We start from the raw sequence: 25,874 nt of genomic DNA, 5'->3' as shown, positions 1-25,874 counted from the left end.
TTAATACCCCGGATTCTGCTTCAACTTCGTATTCATCACCCGTATTTTCTCCGGTATAGGGAACACGGTAGTATATCCGTTTCCCTCATCCAGCAATTGCGGACGGCTACTGTAAGCTCTTGTAAACTTCCCGAAGCGAACCAAATCTTGACGTCTCCAACCTTCCCAAGCCAGTTCCAGTTGGCGTTCGGCAAGGATATTCTCTAAAGTGGCAGGACGGGAGGAGGCATTGACGCGGCTACGGACTTCATTCAGTTCTTCATCTCCACTGGCTCCATTGCGCACTTTCGCTTTACTCTTCATCAACAGAGCATCCGCGTAGCGGAACAGTACAATGTCATTCTCCATCAATTTACCGTCTTTTGTGGCAGTCGGGTCGACTTCGTACTTCTTCATACGGGCTCCTGCGGTTTGTTCATACGGGGTATCTGTAATATCCAGAGCTACTTTCCAAGGCAGATACTCCAATACGGTGCCATCATCCAGCTTGATGATGTTTCCTTTCAGGTCGCGCACTACTCCCGCAAAATAGCAAATATCAAAGCGGGGATCTTGTTCGTCTGTTTCATAACCGAAGGTTTTGAGAGCTTCAATGGTTGCGCTGGGGCCGTTCTCACCACTTAGGCCGTACGCCTTGGCATGATTGTAGTGGCGGGAACGGAATAGATATTGCATTTGATTGGTGTACAAGGTTTTATTCATCGGAATGGTAAAAATATTCTCTATCGATGATTCATTAAAAATGGAGAAATTGGTTTCGTATTTTGGTTCCAATTCGTTGTAGCCCAGCGCCTTTAGCTGGTCACAGTAGTAGATGACTGTTTCCCACGCATTGAGTTCGTTGCCGTTCACTGTAAACTTTATGTTTTTTCCGTCCGGACGTTGTCCGTCTGTCCAATCATTGTCCGTATAGACTTCGGAATTCAGAGCCAGTTTAGCCAATAGGAAAGTGACTACCGGACGGGTGATACGGCCATAATAAGGACCGGACTGGTTGCTGTGCGCATCGCTCAACAGAGGAGCCGCTTCCTGCAATTCCTTGAATACAAACTCAAAAACCGTTTTCCGTTCACTCTGGACAACCTCTTTCATTGCCACTGAAGAGGATTGAACCAACGGGATGCGTCCGAACAAATCCATCAGATAATAATAATACATGGCTCGCATGGCCTGCACTTCCGCCCGGTATGCCGGAAGTGCAGCATCGGAATGGGTTTCGGCAAACTTGTCTATCCGTTCGAGCGATTTGTTGCTTAGCATGACGACTTTGTAAAGATATTCCCATGTAGCTTGAATAGCGTCATTCTCAACACCCCAATCGTGCAGGTAAAGTCCTTGCCAGAAACCGCCATCGTACCAGTCGCCTCCACGGGTGGGGATGATGGCTTCGTCGGAAGTGAAAGTGTTCAGGTCGTAGACTCCCCTACCCGTTCCCTGCAATCCCTGACTGTCACTATAACCGCCTATGTAGGTATAAAGCGAAGCTACCGCATTGAGATATACTTCCGAGATCGTATTGTAGACATCCTCTTCCGGTAGTTTGTCTTTCGGATTTTCCTGTAAGAACTTATCACAGGAAAATAAGGTCAGACTCGTCACCAGAAAAAATAATAATATTCTTGAAGGGTAGATTATTTGCTTTGAGATCTGCAAAAACTGATTTCTATTTTTCATATATCGTTTCATCCTCTCCTCCTCCATTAAAAGTTAATACTCAATCCTAAGGTGTACGTCCGTGCCAACGGATACCCCCGTTTATCGTCCACGCCCAACGTCGAGTTCACCGTGGAACTGTTAATCATGGGCGAAAGTCCCGAATAACCGGAGATGGTTGCCAGGTTGTTGACAGTAAATGCCAAGCGCAGGGAACGGACATATTTCTTTAGTTTCTGCACCTTTTCAATCGGCACATTCCAGCCCAGCGTCACATAGTCGAAGTTGACGTAATCTCCCTTTTCCAGCCAATAGTCGGTGGCAGTCTGATCCTTGATGTTCTGTTGCGGAGCTTTCTTCATTACGTTGTAGTCGGGGAATATATTCATGTTCATATAGGTCAGGGAAGTTCCGTTGTAGATTTTATGTCCGAAAGCTCCGTTGATTTGCAAAGACAGGTCGAAACGCTTGTAACGGAAACTGATGTTAGATCCCAGAATCGTTTTGGGTACGGCTTGCCCTGCCACATAGCGGTCTTCACCATCTTCCAGACTGACGCCTCCGCCATTCAGGTCGGCGATGCCATAGGTATATCCACCGTTTCCGTCGGACTCCAGTCCGGTGCTGTGAGGAAGATAGAACACGCCCAACGGTTGCCCCACCATCTGATAAACGATGTGGTTGTAGCCGCCGTGAAAGCCGGCTCCATCAAGGCTGGCAAGACTTTTATATTCGGAAGCAGAAAGCATTTCGCCGTTATACATACCGCTCAATGAAAGCAGTTTGTTGCGCTGGAAGGTGATGTTGGCATTGATATTCAGTTCCATGTCCTTCGTTTTCAAAGGGGTGATACCGATGGCGATTTCCGTACCCCAGTTGCGCATGGAGCCGATATTGGCAAGCAAGGTGTTATAGGTGAAAGGGGGCACGCTTACGTTGTAAAGGTAGAGCATATCCGTGGTGCGGGAGTTGTAATAGTTGGCGGAAAGCAACAGGCGGTTGCCGAATAAAGCGATGTCGAAACCGGTATTAAAGGTATGTTTCACTTCCCATTTCAGATCGGGATTCGTATTCCGAAGATCTCCCAAAGATACGATGGCGGAGTTTCCGACGGGGACGACACCGTTCGGCTTGACGAGATTCAGCGTTGTGTATGAGTCAATCCCGCTTTGGTTACCTGCCAGACCGTAACCGATACGGAATTTCAGATTGTCTATCACGGGGAATTGCTTCATAAATTCTTCTTCACTAATCACCCATGCCGCGGACGCAGAGGGGAAAAAGCCCCATTTATGGTTGGCTCCGAATTTGGAGGAAGCATCTGTACGGGCATTCAACGTCAGTACGTAGCGGTCGGCGTATGTATAATTGAAGCGTCCCATGAAAGATGCCAGGCGCGGTTGCTCGTAGTAGGAATTAGTACCTTCCCACAAACGGAGCGCTCCTGCCTGAAGGTTATTATACCCGAACTTATCGGTGCTGAAATTGCTGACTGTGGTATAATAGCCGGTATAAGTCTCTTTCTGAAGTTCGGCAAGTGCGAGTACGTCAAAGAAATGCTTTTTCCAGTTTTTCTTATAGGTCAGCATCATGTTTCCCAATAAAGATTCGCGTTTTTTGGTTCCTTTGTATGCCTGACCGTTCGCCCAGACGGAAGTGGGGAGGTATTGCGAATTTTCTACGATATTGTAAGTATAAGCTCCGAACAGGCTTAGTTTCAGTCCTTCCATCAAATTGAAAGTGAGACGGGCGTGCGTACTGATGTGCGAAGTGGCATCATCGTCCTGCACTTCCATCCATGCCAACGGATTGGTGATTTGGCTGGCGGTCGTTATTCCGTCCCACGAATTGGTGACGGGGTCTTTATGATTGGGATAGGTAGGATTGAACGTAGCTGCCGAATAGAACGTTTTCTGATAATCTACCAGGTTATGGTTCTTCTGAATGGAGCCGAACATTCCCAACTCGCAGTTCAGGAAGCCGTCGAACATTTTCTGATTCATGTTCATATTTGAAGTGAAGTTCTTCATGTCTTCATTCAGAATCACTCCCTGACGATCCATAAAACCGAGGGAAACACGATAACTGGACTCACTGGAACCGCCATAAAAGGCGATGTGATGATTCTGTTGCAGTCCTGTCTGCTCAATCTCTTTCTGGAAATCGGTATTGTTCCCTTTGTCCAGAATGGAAATGCCTCGTTCCGATGCTACACGGCGGAATTCATCACCGGACAGCATTTTCAAATTCTTGTAGACGGTGGAAATCCCGAAGCTACCGTTGTAAGCCACCTGTGTCCTGCCGCTCATCCCTTTTTTGGTGGTGACTTCTATCACACCGGATGCACCTCGCGAACCGTACTGTGCGGTTTCGGAAGCGTCTTTCAGAATGGTAAAACTCTCAATATCCGTAGGGTAAATGGAGGTAAGCATACTCAAGTCGCCAAATACTCCGTCGACGATAATCAAAGGGTCGTTGCCGCTGGTCAGTGAGGTAGTTCCCCGCAGGCGCACCGCATCCAGAGCCGCCGGTCCGTTGGAGCCCCGTTGGATGGTCAATCCCGGCACACGTCCACGGATTGCTTCCAAAGGGTTCGTTATCTGGTCTTTGTTCATCTGTGTCTCCGTGATTTTCTCTACGGAACCGGACAGGGTTTTCAAACTTCCGGTGGCATATCCTACGGTAATCAATGAGTCTATGGGCGCGACGGGAATCTTCTGTGCCAACGTGCCCTCGCACGGGATTACCAGAAGAAGAAGGCTGTAGAAAATGAGTCTAGCGTGTTGTACCATATTCTTAGTTTTTAAGGTAATAATACAAATATAACAAAAAAAGAGGGAATCTGGTTGAGTAGATTCCCTCTTTTATTTAAATGATATTGACAGGTTGAAATCAGCAAGTCCGGATGATACGTATTACACGGTTGCTTTAGGCCGGAATAATCCTAAAAAAGCGCATCGTACGTATTATCCTTATGCCTTCAATATTTATTTCACAATAATCTCATCCGTAAATATCCAGCCTCCGAATTCACTTCCGGCCTGTGCCTGATAGCGTACGTATCTTCCTTTGGCTTCGCCCTGCCATGAAATATCCGTAAAGCGGATGGGTGTTTCTTTGCTCACTTCAAAGTGTTGGTTTCGCAACTCGGTGAAATGGGTTCCGTCATCGGAAATGGAAATCACCACAGTCTCCGGCAGGAATACTTCCGCGCCTACCACCTGCATAAAGGCGGCAGTGACGGAATGGATGGAGGTTTCTTTTTCCATATCAATCGTCACATCGAGGCGGTTGTCCGAGATGAATCCTTGCCACGAGCCATCACCATAGGTCCAATCGCCGCGTATGCCGTCCGTCAGAGCGGTGTTTCCTTGTGCCGGATAATGGGAGCTGTAAGGTGAATTATAAATCACCTTTTTACCCAATGCCAGATGGCTGACCGGTTGAAGCGACTCGGGACGGCTGCCGATTTCTTTTTTCAAATCGAAAGGATGGTATCCTTTTTCCTGCAAATCGGCCACTGCCGACAATGCGCGGGTATGGAAATCCGGCCATGACTTACGTTCCGGAGCCGACCAGGCTGTTTCCGCCAATGCCAGGATTCGGGGGTAAATCATATACTCCACGTGTTCGGGAGTGGGAATGTATTCCACCCATAGGTTGCCCTGCACACCGTAGACCAACTTCGCCTGTTCCGCAGTTAAAGAAGCGGGAACGGGATTGTAAGAATATACTTTCTTCAACGGCAGGTATCCACCGATGGCTTCCGGCTGCGAATATGGGGCATCCTGATAACTGTCCAGATAGCAGTAGGCACCCGGCGTCATGATGGCACGATGGCCGGAGGTTACGGCAGCGATACCACCCTCTTCTCCACGCCATGACATGACGGTTGCGTTGGGGGCAATGCCTCCTTGCAGAATCTCGTCCCACCCCAGCAGATGACGCCCATGATTGTTCAGGAACTTCTCAATGCGGTGTATCAGGTAGCTTTGCAGCTCGTCTACATTGGCAAGATGCTCGTCTTTCATTCTCTTCTGACATTTCGGGCAGGTCTTCCAAGCCGACTTTCCGGCCTCATCGCCACCGATATGAATGTATTCGGAAGGGAAAAGTTCCATGACTTCCGTCAGCACATTTTCCAGAAACGTGAAGGTTTCTTCATTGCCGACACAGAAATCGGAGTTCTTGTAAGGTTCGCCCGAACAGGATAACTGCGGGTAGGCTGCCAGCACTTCTTCCGAATGGGAGGGCATCTCAATCTCGGGAATCACCGTGATATAATGCTGACGGGCATATTCCAAGATTTCACGAATATCATCCTGGGTGTAATAACCGCCGTAAGCTCCGGGAGCATCGAAACGGACATATTTACGTCCGCCGTTCCACCATTGCTTCCAGGTGGGATCTGTACGCCAGGCCGCAAATTCGGTCAGCAAAGGGTATTTCTTGATTTCTAACCGCCAGCCTGCCGCATCGGTCAGATGCAGGTGCAGACGGTTGATTTTGTAATACGCCAGTGCGTCTATCTGTTTCTTTATAAATTCTTTGGTAGAAAAGTGGCGAGACACATCCAGCATCAGTCCCCGGTAAGCAAAACGGGGAGTGTCTTCTATCTCGACAGAGGCTATGGAATAGCTGCCTGCCCCCGAAGGTTGTGCCAACTGCAACAGGGTTTGCACACCATAGAATAATCCGGCTCCCGAAGTGGCGCGTATCAGGATTTGTTGCGGAGTAACGGAAAGGGTATAGCTTTCCGGCGATGGCAACTGGTGGTTCTTTTCAGTTATCAACAGAGAAAGTATATTCTGCGTATCCTTCTTTTTCCCTTTCTTCAAATGAACCGGCAATGCTTGCAAGCAATTTTCCAGAAGCTGCGCTTCTAAACCCTGCAAGTTTATATAAAGTTTTGTGTTCTCTGACAGTAAAAAACAGCCCGTCCCCTGCTCCATTTTTAATGGGACAGGTATGACGGACTGTGCTTTGAGGGAATGTGCGGTTAAGCACATTCCCAATACCCATAAGAAAAGACAAACTTTAGCGTATCTATTTCTTATATTCATTAATCTATCGTGATTTCGTCTACAAACAAAAATGCCGGACTATCTTTGCCGCCATGCCATGCCGGCATTTTACTTTCAGACAGGGCAACCACTTTCACGTATTGAGTTTTCACCGGGCTGAATGACAGTTTATGTTCATAGATACCATTCTTATCGCTTTCTTTCATAGCAGGATACTCCTCGGAAGCAACTTTGGTAAAGTTCTTGCCATCGTCCGAAACTTCTACGGAAAGTCCTCGCGCGTCAAACACCCAGTCGCCCTTCTCCACGCAAGTAGAAATAGCAACGCTCGAAATCTCGGTAGGCTGCTGAAGGTCGATAGTCATGTCCATATCGTTCTTGTAGAACGCAATCCAACGACCAGTTTTGTAATTGCCGTTTCCTTTCAAGCCGTCTACTAATGTAGATTCGCCTTTGAACATGTATTGCTTGTTGACCGGCTGGTTGGCTACAATCGGCTTCATGCTGGATTTGCTGAAATTAACCTTTTCAGAAACCACACGGCTGTTTCCGGTAGGACGGACAGCAATGGCAGAGAAAGTTACATTTTCCTTGATTTTCAGCGGGCTTTCATAAAGCGGAGAAGCAGCGGTAGGTTCCGTGCCGTCCAAGGTGTAATGGATAGGCGCATTGTCAATGGTAGACAAAGTGATGTCCAGTGTACCGTCCGTCGGGTTCGGCATGTATTCGGCAGTTACATTAAATACATGTTTGGCATAGTTGTATCCTTCTGCATCGTACCATTTAATCAGGCGCGGCAGACGGGACAGGAAGTCTTCATAATTCTTCTTGTCGGGAGCCGACCACTGGATTTCGGACAAGGCAGCCCAACGGGGCAATACCATATACTGGGCATGAGAGAAAGTAGGAATGTATTCAGTCCAGAGGTTAGCCTGCACGCCTTTGATATATTTCTGTTCTTCCGGAGTGAGGGAAGCCGGCATCGGCTCGTAGCTGTACACTCTTTCAAGAGGCAGGTAACCACCAATACCGAGAGGTTCGTTCTCCGTATCTTTTGTCTGGTAGTAGTCGAAATACAGGTAAGTGTTCGGAGTCATGATAACATCGTGTTTCTGCTTGGCTGCTTCGATACCACCCTTTTCACCACGCCATGACATAACAGTAGCGTTAGGAGCAAGTCCGCCTTCGAGGATTTCATCCCAACCGATGATCTGACGTCCGTGGTCGTTGAGGAATTTTTCGATATGGTTGATTACGAAGCTCTGCAGACGTTCTTCCTTGCTATGCTTATCATCCGATTTCAAGCCCAGCGCCTTGATACGTGCCTGACATTTCGGACATTTTTCCCAACGTACTTTCGGACATTCGTCACCACCTACATGAATATATTCTGAAGGGAAGATTTCAATCAATTCGCTATATACATCTTCGAGGAATTTCAAGACTTGATCGTTTCCGGCACAAAGCACATCTTCAGATACTCCCCATTGTCTCCATACTTCGTACGGGCCACCGGTACATCCCAATTCGGGGTAAGCGGCAAGGGCAGCTTGCATGTGTCCCGGAAGGTCGATTTCGGGAATAACTGTGATATAACGTTCGGCAGCATACGCTACTATTTCTTTCGCCTGCTCCTGGGTATAGAAGCCACCGTAAGGTTTGCCGTCGTATTCACCGGAGTTACGTCCGATGACTGTTTCTGTCCTCTTGGAACCGATTTCTGTCAGCTTCGGATATTTCTTGATTTCCAGACGCCAGCCCTGGTCTTCGGTAATATGCCAGTGAAAACGGTTCATATTGTGCAAAGCCATCATATCGATATATGTCTTCACTTCATCTACGGTAAAGAAATGGCGGCTGGTGTCGAAGTGGGCGCCACGATAGCCAAAGCGGGGAGCGTCATTGATTTCTACAGCGGGCATGGAAATGTCTGCACCGACAGCCACAGGCAATGATTTGCGCAGGGACTGGATGCCATAGAATACGCCGGCCTCGGTAGGACCAGTAATCGTGATTCCGTCACCGGTAACTTTCAACTGATAGGATTCCGGATTTTCGTTTGCCGTGCCCAATGTCAGTACGATTGCATTCTTACCTTCCGTTCCGGCTTCGATAGCGAAATCTTTTCCGGTAGCGGTTTTCAGATAGTCGGCCAAGAATTGTGCGTTGCGTTGCATCTTCTCGTTTCCTTCCGGATAGAGGATTTTCACACCGCTCTTCAGAATGAAGGGATTTCCTTGAGCTGTTACAATTTCTTGTGGCATGGGGATGATCTGGTAGTTGGCTTCCTGTTGCGCCGATTGGCAAGAGGCAAAAAGTCCTGCTAGTGCCAGACATCCGGTTAACTTTAAGAGTTGTTTCATAAACTAAAAAATTAAGTGTTAAGTTATTAATAAATTAATTATAGGTTTCACGAATATGTTTGATTGTCAAATGGATCTCCTCTCCTTTCTTTATTTGGGGAGAAGTGATGACAACTGTCTTACGCTCTCCGGGAAGGAGGTCGAAAAAGTTGTCACTGAAACGGGCTCCCTGCAAAGGGATTTCAATAAAGACGTCTTTTGCAAGAGCGGGAGAAAGCAGGGTAAATTCGCACACGCCGTCTTTCTGTTTTATCTTGCAGGAAACGGTTGTCTTGGGCAGAAGCAGGTCTTTCGTCTTTCTAAAGAAGTAGACTGTTTCGGCTACCGTATGCCCGGACTTGTCTTTCAAGGTCAGTTGCATGAAGCAATGGCGCAGGTCATCCGCAAGCGGGCGCTTTGCAGGAAAAAACAAAGTGGTAAGCGAAGTGCGATATACACATTGGGAAGTGTTGGCCGGAAGAGTCAAAGAAGGAAGGACAACCGTTCTTCCGGCTTTCTCTCCTGCAAAATTCGTCAGTCTCATTTCCAGCGTCAGTTTCTCCCGGGTGTCAAGATGATCGGAAAGCAGGTAAACACACAGGTTGTCACCTTCCAGCAAAGGGTTGATATGAACGGGGGCAAATGCACGCTTTGCCTGATAATGCAAGGCTTTCCAGTTACCGTAGTAATCAATACCCGACCATGACACTACCGGCCAACTGTCATTCAATTGCCAATATAATGTACCCATACAATAGGGACGGTTGCGGCGGTGCGCTTCCAGACCGTGACGTATGCCATGTCCCTGCAATACTAGTCCGACATAGACAAAGTCTTCGAATTTTTCGGGAATGATATAGTCACGTTCCATATAGGTGCGAATCAGGGCATTGCCGATGCTGCTTTTCTGATGGGCATTCATCACCTCCGATTCGATTTGATAATCTTCAGGAGCCGCAAAGGTGGCAATAGTCTTCATCTCCGGGAAGGACTGGAAACCGAATTCGCTCATGAAACGAGGAAGATCTGTATCCAGTGATTCGAAAGTTTTTTGGCCATACCATACTCCCCAGTTGTGGCTGTCTCCTATCCCCCATGATTCGGGACGTCCCCAATTGGCTAAATACGGGGAGCTGTGTATATAAAAACGGTCGGCATCCAGCTCTTTTACCTTGGTAGGAAGGAGTTGGTGGAACAGTTTGTCATAGCCTTGGAACATTTCCTGATAGATTTCCGGCGTGAATTTCTTGTCGAATCCCCAATATTTCAAGGCTTCCAGTATTTCATTATTGCCACACCACATCGCCAGGGAAGCATGATTGCGAAGACGGCGAATGTTGTAGCAGGCTTCTGCTTCTACTCTTTTCAGGAAGATTGGATCGGACGGATAGGGAGTGCAGGCAAACATAAAGTCCTGCCATATCAGTATTCCGTTTTCATCTGCCAGGTCATAGAAACGGTCGTCTTCGTAGGTTCCGCCTCCCCACACACGAATGACATTCATGTTGGCTTCTTTGATGTCCCTAAATAAGGTTTGGTAGCGTTCGGTAGTGACGTTGGTCAATAGGGCGTCCTGGGGAATGTAATTGGCTCCTTTGGCAAACATCGGAACGCCGTTTACTTCAAAATAGAAGGATTCTCCGTCCTGATCTTTTTCATTGACGAGGCGAACGGTGCGCAGTCCTATCCGGTGGGATTGTTGGGCTACGACTTTATCTTCTACGATTATTTGAGCGGAGAAATCATACAAGGCGGGCTTTCCCCAGCCATTCGGCATCCAACGTACCGGCGACAGCACTTCGGAAGGAATAGATATATGATTGATTCCGGGCTGTAAGGTGATTGTCTGACTAATGCCTTTTTCTGTGTTTCCTTCGAAGGAGATATTGATTCTCACCTCTGCTTGAAGTGCTTGAGGAAGGATATTATTTATTTCTAATTCATTGGATAGTTTTGCCTGCTGGTCGGTCAGTGAGAGTTGCTTTACGTGGTAGTCGCTGATAGAGGCTGCGTCGTAAAAACGGATGGTCACCGGACGCCAGATACCACTGGTCACCATGCGGATTCCCCAGTCCCAGCCATAACTGTAAGGGGCTTTACGGGAGAATACGCTTACATGTTTTTCGTGATGATCGTTGTCTGCCGGATAGTTGAATCCGTTAGAGTTATATTGAGGCATTGTCTGCCGGATGGGTGAATGAAAATAAATGTGAAGAAGGTTTTCTCCGAGACGGAGTTGTGACTTGACTGGTATCGTATAGCCGACGAACATGTTATCGGCTTTCAACAACAGTGCTCCGTTGAGGTATACATCGGCGTATGTGTCAAGACCTTCAAAGACTAATTGGGCGTCGTCCCGTTTCAGTTGCTCGGGGGTAACTGTAAAAGCAGTCCGGTACTCCCAGTCTTCATTTTCCACCCACTGAATCTTCTGTTCATTGATACCGTAAAAAGGATCGGGAATTTGTTTATGATAGATAAGATCCTGATGAACGGTGCCGGGAACCTGTGCCGGTCGCCATAGCTCCGTGCCTGCCTGGGAAAATTCCCAACCTGCATTTAAAACCACAACTTCGGAATTGTCATTGCTCTGCGCATATGCCATACTGCAACAGCATAGTAGTCCACATGCTATTTGAGTCTTATTTCCGATCAAATCAATCATCATAGTGGGGGCATTAGATATTAACGGTTTCAAAGATATTGTTTTTTCAGCAAATTTCACTGATAATTTAACAAAATATGTTGTTTACATCTGTTATTCTTTTTATTATTCGACCGTTATCCTAATTATTTCAGAAGTACGGACGCCCGGCTTCAATTCTCCGTTTATGTTGTAATATGTTTTGTTCCATCCTACCAATGACGCTCCCGCACGTGCCGTTTGCGGTGTACGGGCAACTTCCTGCCATGTATTCTGATGGATGTCATATACTAATATCCGGTCATTGAATTTGTACCACTCGGCGAGATGGAGAAGATAGTCCTTTTCAGGGTGTCGAAGAGCAGCGAGGAATATATCCTTATTCACTCCACCGGTACAAAGAATCAGGTTTTCATTGATGGCAATGGCTGTCCCGCCACCCAAAGATATGGTTTCACCATTGTTTCCCGTCGGAGTGGCTATGCGAGTCCATTGCCGGGACGTGGATGAATAGCAATAGCCGTCAGTGGAAAGTGTGGCAGGATTGCCATCGGTGGAAGCGGCAAATCCGCCCCACAGGTAAATACGAGCTTCGCCATCCTTGTACTCCCCGGCACAGACGGGTTGCAGACGCGGTGCTCCGGGAAATTCGGGAAGTTGTTGCCAACCTGCCGCGGGATTGTTTAAGTCAAGGCAAAGAAAAGAGTTTGAAGGCTTTCCGTTTCTATTTGTTTTTTTTTCACTTCTATTTCCACCGGTGATAAAAAGTTGGCTACCGGCTAGTGTTCCGTACATATTGTCTAAGGCGTAGGGCAAATCGGGTAGAGTTTCTAGGAAGACTTTGCCTTTCTTTTCGTCCCACCGGATTTTGTAAACGCCGGTCAATGCGCCGTGGTCGTTCATTCCGCCTGCACAGATAATGCCGTCGGGACAAGATACGGAAACTCCGTATGCGGCAGGTGCAGGAAGCCCGCCTACTTTTTTCCAAAGAAGCAGCGTGTCGGGATTCATTTCCGCTACATAAATGCCTTGGTAGTATTTCTTTTTTCCACCTTCACTGGCAGGTGTTCCGGGAAAGTTACAGCCGCCGGCTATCAATAGCTTTCCGCTCAGGATTCCTGAATAGCAGGCAGAAACACCCGATTCAATACCTTTCTCTGATTTCGGGAATCCTTTCATTTTCTGCAAGTCAATGCTTTTGACGAACGACTCCGGTGCTTCGGCTTTGAAGGTAGAAGCAGGTAGCCCATCTTTATTTACCAGATTCGCCCGCGTGAAAGGCTGCCAGCCATACCGGACATATCGCGGATGCTTTACCTGTTCGCTATATACTTTTATCCGTCCCGTTTCTGCCCCGCAAGTTCTCCCCTCTTCCACTTCGGCAACTGCGGGGTAATAAACGCCATCCGTTTCGGCTACTTCAAACGTACACAAAGATTGACCGTCGGAACTTCTCAAGCCTTCGCCATAATCAAAGATTATATATACAGCGCCTTCCCGAAAATCGGCTTGGCGGAATAACGGGCCGGAAGGCAGTACATGGCACATTCCATACGTCTTGTTCAATGCCCAACGAGCCAAGCGTTCTCCCACCGGCTTCTTATTTCTGGGATGTACATCCAGTGAATCGCCCCAATCACTCGATACCGCCATACCCGTATTCAGTATTTCGTTCATCATCCTGCGCTGGCTGTCGCGGAACCACGGCCATGAAGGACGGGCAATACCGGAAAGTTGTACATAGTAGAAGGGCAACGTCTCACTCCCCCAGTTTTTACGCCAACTGCCGATTAACAACTTAAAAAGTTTCTCGTGAGCTTCGTAATTATGAGCATTCGATTCTCCCTGATACCAGATAACACCCCTGACGGGATACTGCGCCAACGGACGGATGCCCGATTCGTACAGATAGCAAGGTTCGTAAGGGTGGCGCTGGAGTTTCTCTTCCGACTGTTTGATATTTAATGCAGCCCGTCCGCGCACCCAGTCTTGTATAAAATCATTATGCGTCCAATCTTTTAATATAGCCGGGAACTGGTATTCCAGTGTATTCCGATCAACCCACGATTCGGTAGGCGAACCACCGATAGCGTTACATATCAACCCCACCGGAACTTTCAAGCTATCCCGCAACATCTGGCCGAAATAATAAGCGATGGCCGAGAAACGGGCAGCATTGGTGGGAGTACAGATTGCCCATTCAGTATCTTTATAATATTGGAGATGATTCAGGGAATCAAGGACGGAAGCGTCCCATTGCACCGCGTCCGTGCGCCAGCGTGCTTTCATATCATACAGACGCAACTGTTCATCGGCGGCTTGGGGGATGTCTTTTTTGCCCGTAGTGGCCTGCCGCAACATAAATTCCATATTCGACTGACCGGAACACAGCCACACTTCCCCTGCCAGCACATTTGTATATTTCAAGATTCTTTGAGAAGTGGAGATGGTCAGCGTGTAAGGGCCACCGGCTTTCAACGGTGATAATTTCACCGACCATTTTCCGTCTAGTGCAGCTTTAGTTATCCACTGCTGATGGTCTATGCGGACTGTCACTTGTTCACCCGCATTAGCTGTCCCGTGAATCAGCAAGGGGGTATCGCGCTGAAGAACCATATTATCCATGTAAAGCGGAGATAACTTCAAGCCGCCATAATCTCCGGTGATAGCCGAATAAACTGTTTTCGCCATTATCGCAGCCCCTTCAGCGGTAGGATGAACGGCGTCTGGCAGCAAGAAAGGATAGGGATAAAGCGGTTCTCGAAAATCTATTAACTGCACACCGGCATAATGTGCTACCGTTTCGATAGCTGTCTGCATCTCGCCGTGCCAGTCGCGGGTCCCCGAAAGGAAACGGTTATGACGGTCGGCAATCGGAGTCATCCGCGCGATGATAATCCGAACATCGGGATTTGCCTTGCGGAATGTATCCATCAGATTCAAATAGTCTGTCACAAAGGAATCACGATAGTTGGGCCAGTCACGAGGGTCGGTGTCATTGATTCCCAGATGGATGACCACAATATCTCCTGCAAAATCCAATGCTTTGCGGTATTCTTCCTGTCGTGTATATGGACGGTGTCCCTGATTGAGCAGGGTGGCGCCGGGCTTCCCGAAGTTTTCAACTTCATAATGCTCTCCCAACAATTTCTGTAACTGTACGGGATAAGATTGCGTTGCACGGTCAGCCAGTCCGGTTCCGTAGGTGATACTGTTTCCTACACATGCAACCTTTATCCGTTGTTGGGCAAACAATGCCCAACAAACGAACAGACAGACGGATAATAGTAAAATCTTTTTCATTTATTTTTTCCGGTATGTATTTCTTTTCGACTTTTATTTTCCTGACTTTTATTTCTTTCCGATGTAAGGTTTTACAATCTCCACCCATTTCCGATACCCTTTTCCAAGAAGATGCAGTCCGTCATTCGTGTAAGCAGTATTCATCTTTCCGGTTTCCTCGTCTACAAAATGAGAGTACAAATCTATATAAGTCGCTCCTTCTTTTTCTGCGAGACGGACTAATCCTTTATTGATTTCGGGAATGACCTGCCAACGCAAAGTATGCCCTTTGAACATACCGTAATGGTCGGTCAACGGAAGAACACTTTGCAGATATAGCTTCGTCTTCGGCGAATCCGCCTTTATCTTCTGGGCAATCATGCCGATACGGGCTATAATGGTATCGGCAGAAGTTCCCCGGCTAACGTCATTTATGCCTATCAGAAGAAATATCTTAGCCGGTTTACCTTTCAGGATAGCATCCAAGCGGTCATATACTCCCATGCAGATATCACCACTGATTCCGCGGTTCTTGATATGTTTGTTATGAAACAGCTCCGACCATTCGGCGCCGTTCGTGATGCTGTTTCCCAAGAAAATAATGTCATTGGAAGTGACAGGCAGTTCTTCAAACAACGTGGCACGCTGGTAATAAAACGTAGAATATTTGCGTTCCTGCGCATGGCATGCCAAAGACAGGGTCAATATGACCGCTAAAAAAAAGTTCTTCCTCATGGTTATTCCTTTTATTTACTCATTAGTATATCTATTTTTTTTCATTACAGCATATTCAGTTTTCATTATAGCATATCCGTTTTTCATTATAGCATATTCAAATCAGCTCATGGCATATCCATAAATATCTCCCTTCTGATTGACAGGTCACTTTAGTGTTTTATCCGGTGAGTAAATGAGTCCGTCCACCGCCTTCTGCCCGTCGGGAGTGACAAAGACAGTGGTGAACATCCATTTCACCAACCGTACTTCGGGGGTAACGAACTTTCCTACCGGCAATTTCAGAAGTACTTTGTTCCATCCTTTTTGCAGATGCACTTCCAAAGGGGGACGCGCTACACAATTCTCGTTGCCTAAAGCTATTTCATTACTCTTAGTCCGGTGGGTGGCTGTCCAGACAGGAGGGATAATTTCCTTTCCATTTATCCAGATACGGCTTCCCTTATAGTCCCATTTTCCCTGCAAAGGGGGAAGGTCGGCTTCCGAACGTCCGTAATTCTGAAATTCAGCCCACAAGCCTACTGTCTGTTCTATCGGCGAATAAACATAGGTATAGGCATAAGCTGTATGGTTCTCTTCCGGTTCTTTATAGAATCCGGGGATAAGGGTGCCCCACACATGACGGAGATAGATTCCGGCACCAATAGCGGGACGTACCCGATAGGTCTTTCCTTCATAGCTGTAACTATCCTGCAAGGCTTCTTCCGGCGGGAAGACCTTTGCCAAATCCCCTTCATTCGGAAAAGCGTCCGTAATGTTCCATTTCACATTTGTCTGACGGACATAGGCAAAGGGATAACCGGCAAAGGTGTGTTCCTTATGCCATAACAGACGGCGTTCAAAATCGGCGAAGTTCCTGAACAACTCTGATTGCTCGTCTGTGGGAAGTATTGTTCCGCTCTTATCAAAATATTCCGTTCCGCCACCTTTCCAGGCACGCTCTGCCATAGCCAGCATGTTGGGATAGAAATTATTTTCAATAATCATCTCCCATTCGGTGTTGACCAACCGATCATTCCAGATAGCCAGAATGGTTCCTGCAAGGTCATCGCTTCCTTGTTCCTTATTATATATACGGCTGTTGTACAATGCGATGATATCACCAAAGGTATCAAAATGGTTCAGATAATGGAAACGTGAATCAATGGCGGGAATACCTTCCTGCGCCTTTCCACGGTAACTCCATAGCTGGGTCATGTCTATTTCTCGGGGTTTGTAGTGCCAGCCCGGATTCCAGGAAACCACTTTCTTGCCTTTGGAATGCACGTAGGCTACCATTTCGGGTACAAAACGAGGATTGGTAAACTGCACTTCATCCGTGCCGATATGCAAATAAGGTACATCAAACGTTTCACAGACTTCATCCAACAGGAGTTTCAATATCTTCATCCCTTCGGGGCTTTGCATATCGTGGCGGAAGGTACGTATAAAGGCAGCGCTGTGTCCCGGCATATCTATTTCAGGAATCAACATCACGTGATGTGCCTTACAGAATGCGACCAGTTCTTTGGCTTCTTCCAGCGTGTAATATTTGCCGGGCATCCGGGTGGTGTTTGCGCTATCGTTCAACATCGGGAATATCTTGCTTTCCAGACGCCATGATTGATTCTCAGTCAGATGCCAGTGGAAGACATTGATTTTGAACTTGGCAAGTACGGCGATTTCACGTTTGAGTTCTTCGAGTGAAATGTAACTCCGTCCTACATCCTGCATAAAGCCACGAATACGGAAAGCAGGCCAGTCGATGATTTCAGCTCCCCGAATCTGTGTTTTCGAGTTTCTTGTGTCTGCCAGTTGCCTTAAAGTCTGCATGGCCCAATAAACGCCACGTTCAGTCACGGCCTCAACGGTTATCCGCTTCTTTGTGATGTTCAGTCGGTAGGCTTCCTCCTGATTCATCGGTATTCCGGGAAGAGAAGGCAACAGTTTCACATCAATGCTACCAGTTGCTTTCGGCGAGAGAGTCCCTCTCATTTCAGAGACAAAAGCTTCCCACTCCTGCTGAAGCACAGGAGTGGAAAGCCGCACATTATTCACTTGAAAACAGGTATGAGAGGGGGTAAACTTTTGTGGTTGGGGGAGCAGGTGGCAAGCACCTGCTTTTACCACTGAAACTGTGTATAAGTTAATTATAAAATATATGAATAATATTAATTTGTTTTTCATGATTACAGGTCGTGTGTATATCTCTATTTTATTATATCCTTCAGCCGGACAGCCTGGAAAGTCATGTGGGCTACACTACTTTCATACAGTATGCCAACCGTCTCTTTATCAATCATCGTCAGACAAGAATATCCCCATCCTTCACCTTCGTCCAACATCACCTGATGTTCGGGCAGCCAGGTGATGCCACCGTCCAGACTGGCCTTGATTGTGATATGGTGACGGCCTTTTACCGTATTCGGATTGGAGAATAAGAGAATATCCTTATTTAATGCATTGTCTTTCGCTTTTACGCTAATCAGGCTTGCCATACAAACCGGTTCCTGCAAAGCTTTGCGGGAAGAGGGATGTTCCGTCCAAGTCTTACCAAAATCCTTAGTAGTGGAAACAGCACGGCTACCACCCCGGTTATCTCTCATATTCAGCATCAGTACGCCCGGTTCTACTTCCGCCACTTGGGCTTCTGTAGTATTGGTACGTGCATAGTTATGGATTTTCCATGTCTCGCCACGGTCTTTGCTATACATGATTCCCGCATTCGGAACACGGGTAGAGTCAATAAACTGAATCGGGAATACCAGTGTGCCATCCTGCATGGTGATACCGCGTCCAGGCCCTTGCAGTAGGAAATACCAGGAAGGGTCTTTCACCTGTTCTGTTATATTTATGGGCTTAGACCACGTTTTACCGTCATCCGTACTCTTTGACAACACTAACTGGGCTGTATGATTCATATCCATTCCCGGATAGGAGCTCCACCAGGCACGCTGATTACCCATTCCGTGTGTCCAGGCTGCCACTACCCATACTGTGTTGGTCTTGGTATCTACCAGAATCGAAGGGTCGCCGACACCATTCTGTGCAGCAGGCAGGTCGCCCGTTTCACCGAAAGCCAGAGGCAAACGCATTTTCTCCCAACTTTTGCCACCGTCTACGCTACGGCTCAAGCCTACGTCTACATGTTCCTGCAAATCAACGCTGCTATTGTAACGTACATCATATACACCCAGCAATGTCCCCTTATTGGTAGTTACCAATCCCGGAATGCGGAAGGCTGCCGAACCGTCGTCACCGGCATGACGTACTCCTACTCCTACCCTATGAGCTATATTTTCCGATGAAACGGAATGTACAAGGGCAGCTTTACCATCCACCTTGACTGTTACAATATCAACCGAAACCTTATTGAGCAAGGAAGCACCCAGCTTCATCTGCAAACTAATCCAGAAATAGTTGATTCCGGAGAAAAGTTTCTGGTCGGCTTTCAATGTAACTTTCCGCTTTGGGTTATCCACTTGCGATTTATGAACCGAATAGGAAGGATTTGCCGCCAATGTCTTCCCCGGCGTATGACTGGAAATATAGGACACGGGAGCAAAGAAATTCTTTCCATTATTCTGTCTGGCTTCCGTACCGCTATAATATAACTTGACAGACTGTATATCCGCCACATTCACATCTTTGCCAAAATTTAAAACCACTTCATCCAAAACACGACTCTCTTTTGCGTTCAAACGCAACATAAACAATACATTGTCTTGTCGTTCAATCAAAACTGGAATCTGAGTTTCACGCACAAATACAGTATCCGATGCAACTGACTGCAAAATCACACAGAAAGAAAAGATAATGGATAGAAATAGATTCTTTTTCATGGTATTATTTAAATGTTTCATGCTGCAAATATATAAAATTATAACGAATTTCCTCCATATTTAATAAAATAATTTATTATAAAACACACGATTAATAAACTATCTATTACAAAAGCGAGAACGCATATGCTAAACCACACATACGTCCTCTTGTTTTTATTCGATTATCAACCTGAAGTATTATTATTCTTCACCTTCTCCACTGGTGAGATAACCTTCAGTCTGCCCCAGCTCTCTATTATTGGTCAGTGTATTGGCATCAATCGGCCATAGCAGCCGCTTTTCATTTGCTGTAGAATATTTTGCCGTATAACCCAAAGTACGTATATCATACCAGCGTTTTCCTTCATACATCAATTCGCGCAAACGTTCTTTCAAGACTGCTTCAATAGGGTCATCATCACCTGCCACAAACGGATTGCCGGAATAAAATTCACCGCCTTTTTCATTCGGATAGGCCACCGTTGCTTTATTTGCCTCGAAATAGGTTTCACCGTATGCACGTCTACGAACAGTGTTAATTTCCGTAGCAATATCTTCACCTAACAAAGCTTTAGCCTCTGCAAGAAGTAACAAACAGTCTGCATAGCGATAAATAGGGTAATCATCTAACCATGCACGCTCTGAACCACCGGGCAACATTGTTCCTTGAAATTTATAAGGGATACAAGCCTTATATACCAAGTTTTCCCCCTCTTTCATATAAACAGCTTTCACAGAACCTGCTTTACGGGTATCGCCTTCACGGAATACCTTATTATAAAAATCTTTTTTAATCTGAAATCTTATCAAACCATTCAGTTCAGCATCTTTCGTTTCGGCAAAAGAAACTCCGTTCTCATCAAAATAACTGCCGGAAGTCATGTAAGCTTGCTGAGGGACAAGATTACCTCTAAAACTACCATTCCACATGTTATATTCATCACGTCCATTATGAATGGTGAAGATTATTTCTTTATTTTTCTTGTTCGCATAGGCGAAAACATTGGTAAAGTTGTCTTCCAAATCGATACCCGGACAATTATCCACTTCCTGCAAAGCCGTTTTAGCAGTACGGTAGTCGGCTTCACCACCACCCATCTGCTTGCCACTCCACAAGTATACTTCACCTTTCAACATTTTTGTAGCTCCCAACGACCAGTAATGTTTTCCATATTTGTAGGAATAATCACCATTAAATGCCGTCTCAGACGCAGTAATGTCTTCTTTGATATGGGCCATCACTTCCGTTGCCGGCGAAGCAGCCTTTTGGATATTTGCCAAATCAATGGTCGAACCACTGGTGTAAGTCAAATGCAGAATGACATCTCCCCATGAGCGGAGCAAGTGAAAGTAAAGAAAAGCACGCATCCCATAGGCCTCTCCCAAATAATATTTTTTGGTGGCTTCGGGCAGCAATCCAGTATCTTCCGTTTTGGCAATCATCAGATTTATCTGATTGATAACTCCGTACAAATTAGCAAAATTACTGAGCCCTACGTTCTCCCTGTTCAGCGAATTGGCGGGGAAGATTTCCATGCCCTGAGTTGCCTCACCACCGAACGGTGCATCACCATAGATATCAGCACGAGGTTCACCTAATATAAAGAAATTGTACGAACGCTCTCTGAGTTGTGCATGCAGACCAACGTTGAAAGCACTGAAATGCGTGTCACTCTTCCAATAGTTGGCATCGGTTATCGTACTTTCCGACTCCAGATCCAAAGAGTTACATCCTGTCAGGAAAGGCAGCAAAGCTGCACTTACCCATAAATATTTGAATATATTTTTCATAATTCTATTCCTTTTTAAGTCCTGTTAAATTAGAATGTTAGAGATAAACCGAACAAAAATGTTCTCGGAGTAGGATAACGTCCATTGTCAATACCACGACCATATGTAGTCGATACAGCTGGTTCAGGAGATACACCATCATATCCGGTGATATAGAATAAGTTCTGTCCGGTGACGTACACAGATGCTTCTGTCAAGTGCGCCTTGCTAATAAGCGATTTCGGCAACTGATAGCTCAATGTGATTTCGCGCAAAGCCAGATAATCACCCTTTTCATAATAACGGGAGCTGTTGTTGTCGGCTGCAGTAGAAGCATTATTCGAACGGGTAATATTCTTCTTTGCCAACTGGTCGGCATAGTAGAACTTCGTAAGGTCAGAGTTCGGATTTGCTTCGCTCCACATATCTTTCACATCCGTAATGATATTGAATTGCCCCTGATATTGTCCCAACGAACGCGCTTTCAAGTCATTGTATAAGGTGTGCCCCAAAGCATAGTCGAAACGGGCATAGAGTGACAGACCTTTATATCCGAATGTAGTAGAGAAACCACCCGTGACATTCGGGAAGATGTTACCCATTACGGAACGGTCGTAACCGTTAATAATATTATCACCGTTGATATCCTCCCAACAAGCGTCACCCGGCTCAATAGGTTGCCATCCCGAAGATTCCTTATAAGTCTTTCCGGTAGCGGGGTTGATCTGATCAGCCAGTCCGGGACCATACAAGTTGGCAACTTCATCCACACGTAAATTTGCGTGTTGCTTTACGTCATCCCAGTCTTTGAAAACATGCTGCTGTCTGTATCCAACCAGTTCTCCCAGTTTACCGCCTTCCTGACGACCGGCAATCCATTTGGTCGGAAACTTGCCATCAGCATCTACTTTACCAGCCGCTACTTCATAACCGCCTACGCGGTTGTTCTCAACATTGTTATAAGGTAATGAAATTATCTTGTTGGCAACAGAAGTGATATTCGCAGTCATATCCCATGTGAAACCACCCTTGTTGATGATATTTGCTTTCACTTCCGCTTCGAAACCGGAGTTGCGCAACGTACCCATATTCGTTACAATATCCGAGAATCCAGTATATCCAGGCAATGCTTGTTTGGTCAGCAAATCCTTTGTCCGACGGCTGTAGAAGTCGAGAATAAAAGAAAGTCTGTTCTGCAGGAATCCGATATCCAATCCCACCTCAAAGGTCTGACTCTGTTCCCACCGCAGGTTGGTATTGAGCAATTTTTTATTATAAAGAGCTGTCGCCCCACCATAAGTTTTAGCATCCACCTGTGCGTATTCTCCATAGACTTCATAATTTCCGATACCATTTACATTACCATTCACACCATAACTGAGACGCGGTTTCAAATTAGAAACGATGTCGGACACTTTGGATTCTTTCCAAAAATCTTCTTCCATAATATTCCACCCTACAGATACTCCCGGGAAGAATCCCCAACGATTGTCTTTCAAACGAGAAATTCCGTCATAACGAGCTGTAAAAGACAACAGATATTTCATATTGTAGTTATAATTGACACGACCGAAACCAGAAAGAATGCGATAAGCCGTTTTTTCGGTACGAGTGAAAGTCCTTTCAGAACCAACATTCAAGGTCGGGACATCGTCCGTAGGAGAACCTTGTGTCTTAGCTTCAAAATCAAATTGATTGTAAGTATAATACTCTCCGCCAATCATTGCATCCAAATTATGCTTTTCGGCAAACGTCTTGGTATATGTCAATGAAGCATTAAGCTGAATCTGATTGTATTTTTGAATCCAAGCTTCCGCATTGCGAGTTGTATTGGGCGTAGAAGCTGTCTGTGTTTGATAGGCCTTGTCAAATTTTTCTCTCTGATACTGATAGTTCAATAAAGAAGCGTTTCCGTTCAAAACCAGTTCCTTTGGAAGAATATCCAACGTAAAGCCGATATTGTATGTGGCACGTGCTGTACTGTTCTTTTGGGTCAGCAAATCACGATAGTAAGCCGGATTACCATCCCCAGTGCCACCCCCTGAGGCAGGAGTTCCGTCTTCCATCCAAGGATTCCATGTAGGACGCTGCGAACGGGTACGATAAAAGAATTCATAAGTACCGATCCATAATTCCGGTCGGGTAGACCATACATAAGAAACACCGGCTTTGATATTTAATATCGGAAAAATCTTATACGATCCGTTAAACGATCCACTGAAACGTTTGAACCCCGTTCCTTTAATCATACCATCTTCATTATAGTACCCCAAGCTGCTCGCAAAGGTGCTTTTATCATTACCACCTGTAATATTAAGGTAATGGTCTTGCGTAATGGCACTGCTGCTAAATACCTCATCATCCAACTGCCCGTTGTAATCTCTAAATAAAATCTGCTTTCCGTCATAGTACGGGTCGTTCATTACAGACCATCCTTCATTCTGAAGATGAGCTGTTTCATCCGTCAAATAACGAATATCGTACAATGCATTCCCTACGCCATATCCAGCTTGTGCATCTACATTGTATGTGCCCATACGTCCATCCCTTGCCTGGTTGGTACGAAGCATACCCAAACGATTATAATAGATATAATCTTCCGCATTTACAAATTCATATCCCTTACGAGTGAAATTTTTGCCTATCTTGAACTTATAATTAACTGAAGTTTTTCCTTCCTTTCCACTTTTCGTTTCAATCAAGATAACACCACCGTTCGCGCGAGCCCCGTAAATAGCCGTAGAAGCCGCATCTTTCAAAATTTGGATAGATTCAATATCAGAAGGATTAACATCCGACATACTATTACGTACTATACCGTCCACAACAACCAAAGCATTACTGTTGTCACCAGTGATAGTCGCCCCACCACGTAATGTAATATCCGGATTCGTACCCGGTTGACCGGTAGTGTTTACCACCCGAAGCCCTGTTACAGATCCTTGCAAAGACTGTCCTGCATTGCTGAACGCTGCATTTTTCAAAACAGAGTTGTCCAGTTTTGAGATTGCAGTCGTCAACGTCGCACGTTTCTGAGAACCACCATAACCTGTAACCACCACTTCATCCAAAACTTCTGTGTCATCGTGTAAGATGACATTCAACGTTTGTCCGGCAAACTTAATTTCCTGCGTTTTATAACCGACAAATGATATTTGGATAATATCTCCGTTTTTCACATTGCCTAAGGTAAATTTACCATCAAGATCCGTAATGGTACCGTTCGTGGTACCTTTCACAATCACGGACGCACCAATAACGGCCTCACCCGCCTGATCAGTAACCACACCTGTAGCAGTTTTAGTCTGCGCCATAGCCCCTATCAAGCCAAATAAGCACAACATCAACAAAAAGATGTTTCTTTTCATAAGTATTACTTTTAGTTAATAAAAAAGGTTTATTCACACTTCTCACCTAAGTTCGATTAGAACTTATCTTCCGGAAATACTTATGGTTTCTTCATACAAATTCGACTATTATAATTGCAATATGAAAAAATAACTTCAAAAGAAATACCTATTATCTACTTGATGTATGAATATTTGTTTAGCGTATTAGCAAGGTGATTTATTAAACAAAATGATGTTTGACAGCATATGTAAATAAAATAATTTATTAATTCATTTGCTGTTATTAATAATATTTGTATATTTGCAGCGTCTTAAGAAATAGATGCTGAAAGTTAACAATAAAATTGTCAATGAAGCAGAAGTAATTCTAATATATAAATCACTTAAGTTCTAATCGAACTTAGGCATTTATCAGAAACCGCCATCCATTAAAACTTATCAAGAAAACCATTTATACATTAGAAAAACTATGCCTATTAGATTCTTAGAAAGACAAAGCTAATGAGTTCGATTACTCGTATAATGACAAACAGCATAAACAGAACCGCATCATTAATATGAGCCAGTAGAAATAAACACCACAAATCTCATATATTACCAACGTTTAGCTACTTAATAATCTATTAGAAACGGTCGTCTTTTTATAGCCCACATATGCAAACTGAACAGCACACATATGTAAACCATACAGCCCACATATGCAGGCTCTACAGCACACAACCGTGGGCTATAAACTTAGCGCCACTCAAATCGGGTTATTAAGCCATTATAATCCGCTTTATATGGATTCATTTCAACAAAAACAAGCCATTTTATGATTTTTCTCCTTCCATTAGACTGTTTTATTAATGATAGATACCCTGTTTTTACTGGAGAAATAATGATAGATACCTTTTGATAAATGTATCTATCGTATGTATTGTTTTAATAATGAGAACAATATAAAAATGAATGATAGTATGATAGATATTTTATTACCTTAGTGATAGATATCACAATCTATTCAAGATGCAGGGCGAACGCTCAATAACTTGTACATCCTATTATTCTCTATATTTTTTCAATCCCAATGACTTTATCTCTTATTTTCTCGTCCCATCCACACGCTTTCCTCTTTCCTGCCATTCCCAGTTTGATATCGCTCTGTTTTAATAACATAAGTGCCAACTTTGATATGGCGGAGAAGTTGATTGCAGCATTTCCTGTTTTTCTGTCATCATCTTCTCTGAATCCTATATCAAGTACCCAATGCAGGTTGTTTTCAACCTCCC

General features: G+C 45.4%; 11 protein-coding genes and 1 pseudogene. All 12 read right to left on the bottom strand.

Annotation, left to right across the window (positions count from 1 at the left end):
* Nucleotides 1-1,701, bottom strand: coding sequence for a RagB/SusD family nutrient uptake outer membrane protein (locus HMPREF0106_RS17890; RefSeq protein WP_032851127.1), 1,701 nt, complete (start codon nucleotides 1,699-1,701; stop codon nucleotides 1-3).
* Entirely contained in the window at nucleotides 1,701-4,445 is a 2,745-nt protein-coding gene (locus tag HMPREF0106_RS17895) for a SusC/RagA family TonB-linked outer membrane protein (protein WP_008022044.1), read from the bottom strand. The genes HMPREF0106_RS17890 and HMPREF0106_RS17895 overlap by 1 nt, the downstream gene beginning before the upstream one ends.
* Nucleotides 4,446-4,640: 195 nt before the next feature.
* On the bottom strand, nucleotides 4,641-6,716 hold the full coding sequence (locus HMPREF0106_RS17900) for a family 20 glycosylhydrolase (RefSeq protein ID WP_009039377.1): 2,076 nt from the start codon (nucleotides 6,714-6,716) through the stop codon (nucleotides 4,641-4,643).
* On the bottom strand, nucleotides 6,716-9,040 hold the full coding sequence (locus HMPREF0106_RS17905; protein WP_009039376.1) for a glycoside hydrolase family 20 protein: 2,325 nt from the start codon (nucleotides 9,038-9,040) through the stop codon (nucleotides 6,716-6,718). The genes HMPREF0106_RS17900 and HMPREF0106_RS17905 overlap by 1 nt, the downstream gene beginning before the upstream one ends.
* Nucleotides 9,041-9,074: 34 nt before the next feature.
* A complete protein-coding gene (locus HMPREF0106_RS17910) occupies nucleotides 9,075-11,684 on the bottom strand; it encodes a beta-mannosidase (protein ID WP_410491992.1) in 2,610 nt (869 codons plus the stop codon).
* Between the two features lie 105 nt (nucleotides 11,685-11,789).
* Nucleotides 11,790-14,966 (bottom strand): cyclically-permuted mutarotase family protein, encoded by a 3,177-nt coding sequence (locus tag HMPREF0106_RS0124450; protein ID WP_009039374.1) that lies wholly within the window; start codon nucleotides 14,964-14,966, stop codon nucleotides 11,790-11,792.
* A 48-nt stretch (nucleotides 14,967-15,014) separates the two neighbouring features.
* On the bottom strand, nucleotides 15,015-15,680 hold the full coding sequence (locus HMPREF0106_RS17915; protein WP_009039373.1) for an SGNH/GDSL hydrolase family protein: 666 nt from the start codon (nucleotides 15,678-15,680) through the stop codon (nucleotides 15,015-15,017).
* A gap of 147 nt (nucleotides 15,681-15,827) precedes the next feature.
* Complete coding sequence (locus HMPREF0106_RS17920; protein WP_009039372.1) at nucleotides 15,828-17,846, bottom strand: family 20 glycosylhydrolase; 2,019 nt, start codon at nucleotides 17,844-17,846, stop codon at nucleotides 15,828-15,830.
* A gap of 23 nt (nucleotides 17,847-17,869) precedes the next feature.
* Nucleotides 17,870-19,501, bottom strand: a complete 1,632-nt coding sequence (locus HMPREF0106_RS17925; RefSeq protein WP_032851126.1) for a sialidase family protein — start codon at nucleotides 19,499-19,501, stop codon at nucleotides 17,870-17,872.
* Between the two features lie 183 nt (nucleotides 19,502-19,684).
* Nucleotides 19,685-21,274 (bottom strand): SusD family outer membrane lipoprotein NanU, encoded by a 1,590-nt coding sequence (gene nanU / locus HMPREF0106_RS17930; protein WP_009039370.1) that lies wholly within the window; start codon nucleotides 21,272-21,274, stop codon nucleotides 19,685-19,687.
* Between the two features lie 29 nt (nucleotides 21,275-21,303).
* Complete coding sequence (locus tag HMPREF0106_RS17935; RefSeq protein WP_032851124.1) at nucleotides 21,304-24,621, bottom strand: SusC/RagA family TonB-linked outer membrane protein; 3,318 nt, start codon at nucleotides 24,619-24,621, stop codon at nucleotides 21,304-21,306.
* 1,032 nt (nucleotides 24,622-25,653) lie between these two features.
* Nucleotides 25,654-25,874: pseudogene (locus HMPREF0106_RS0124445) on the bottom strand (ISAs1 family transposase); the annotation flags it as partial.

Origin of the sequence: Bacteroides sp. D22 (assembly GCF_000163675.1) — a bacterium.
In the GTDB taxonomy this organism is placed as follows: Bacteria; Bacteroidota; Bacteroidia; order Bacteroidales; family Bacteroidaceae; genus Bacteroides; species Bacteroides xylanisolvens.
The sequence above is the reverse complement of the archived record's forward strand: the minus strand, read 5'-3'. Positions and strand labels throughout refer to the sequence as shown.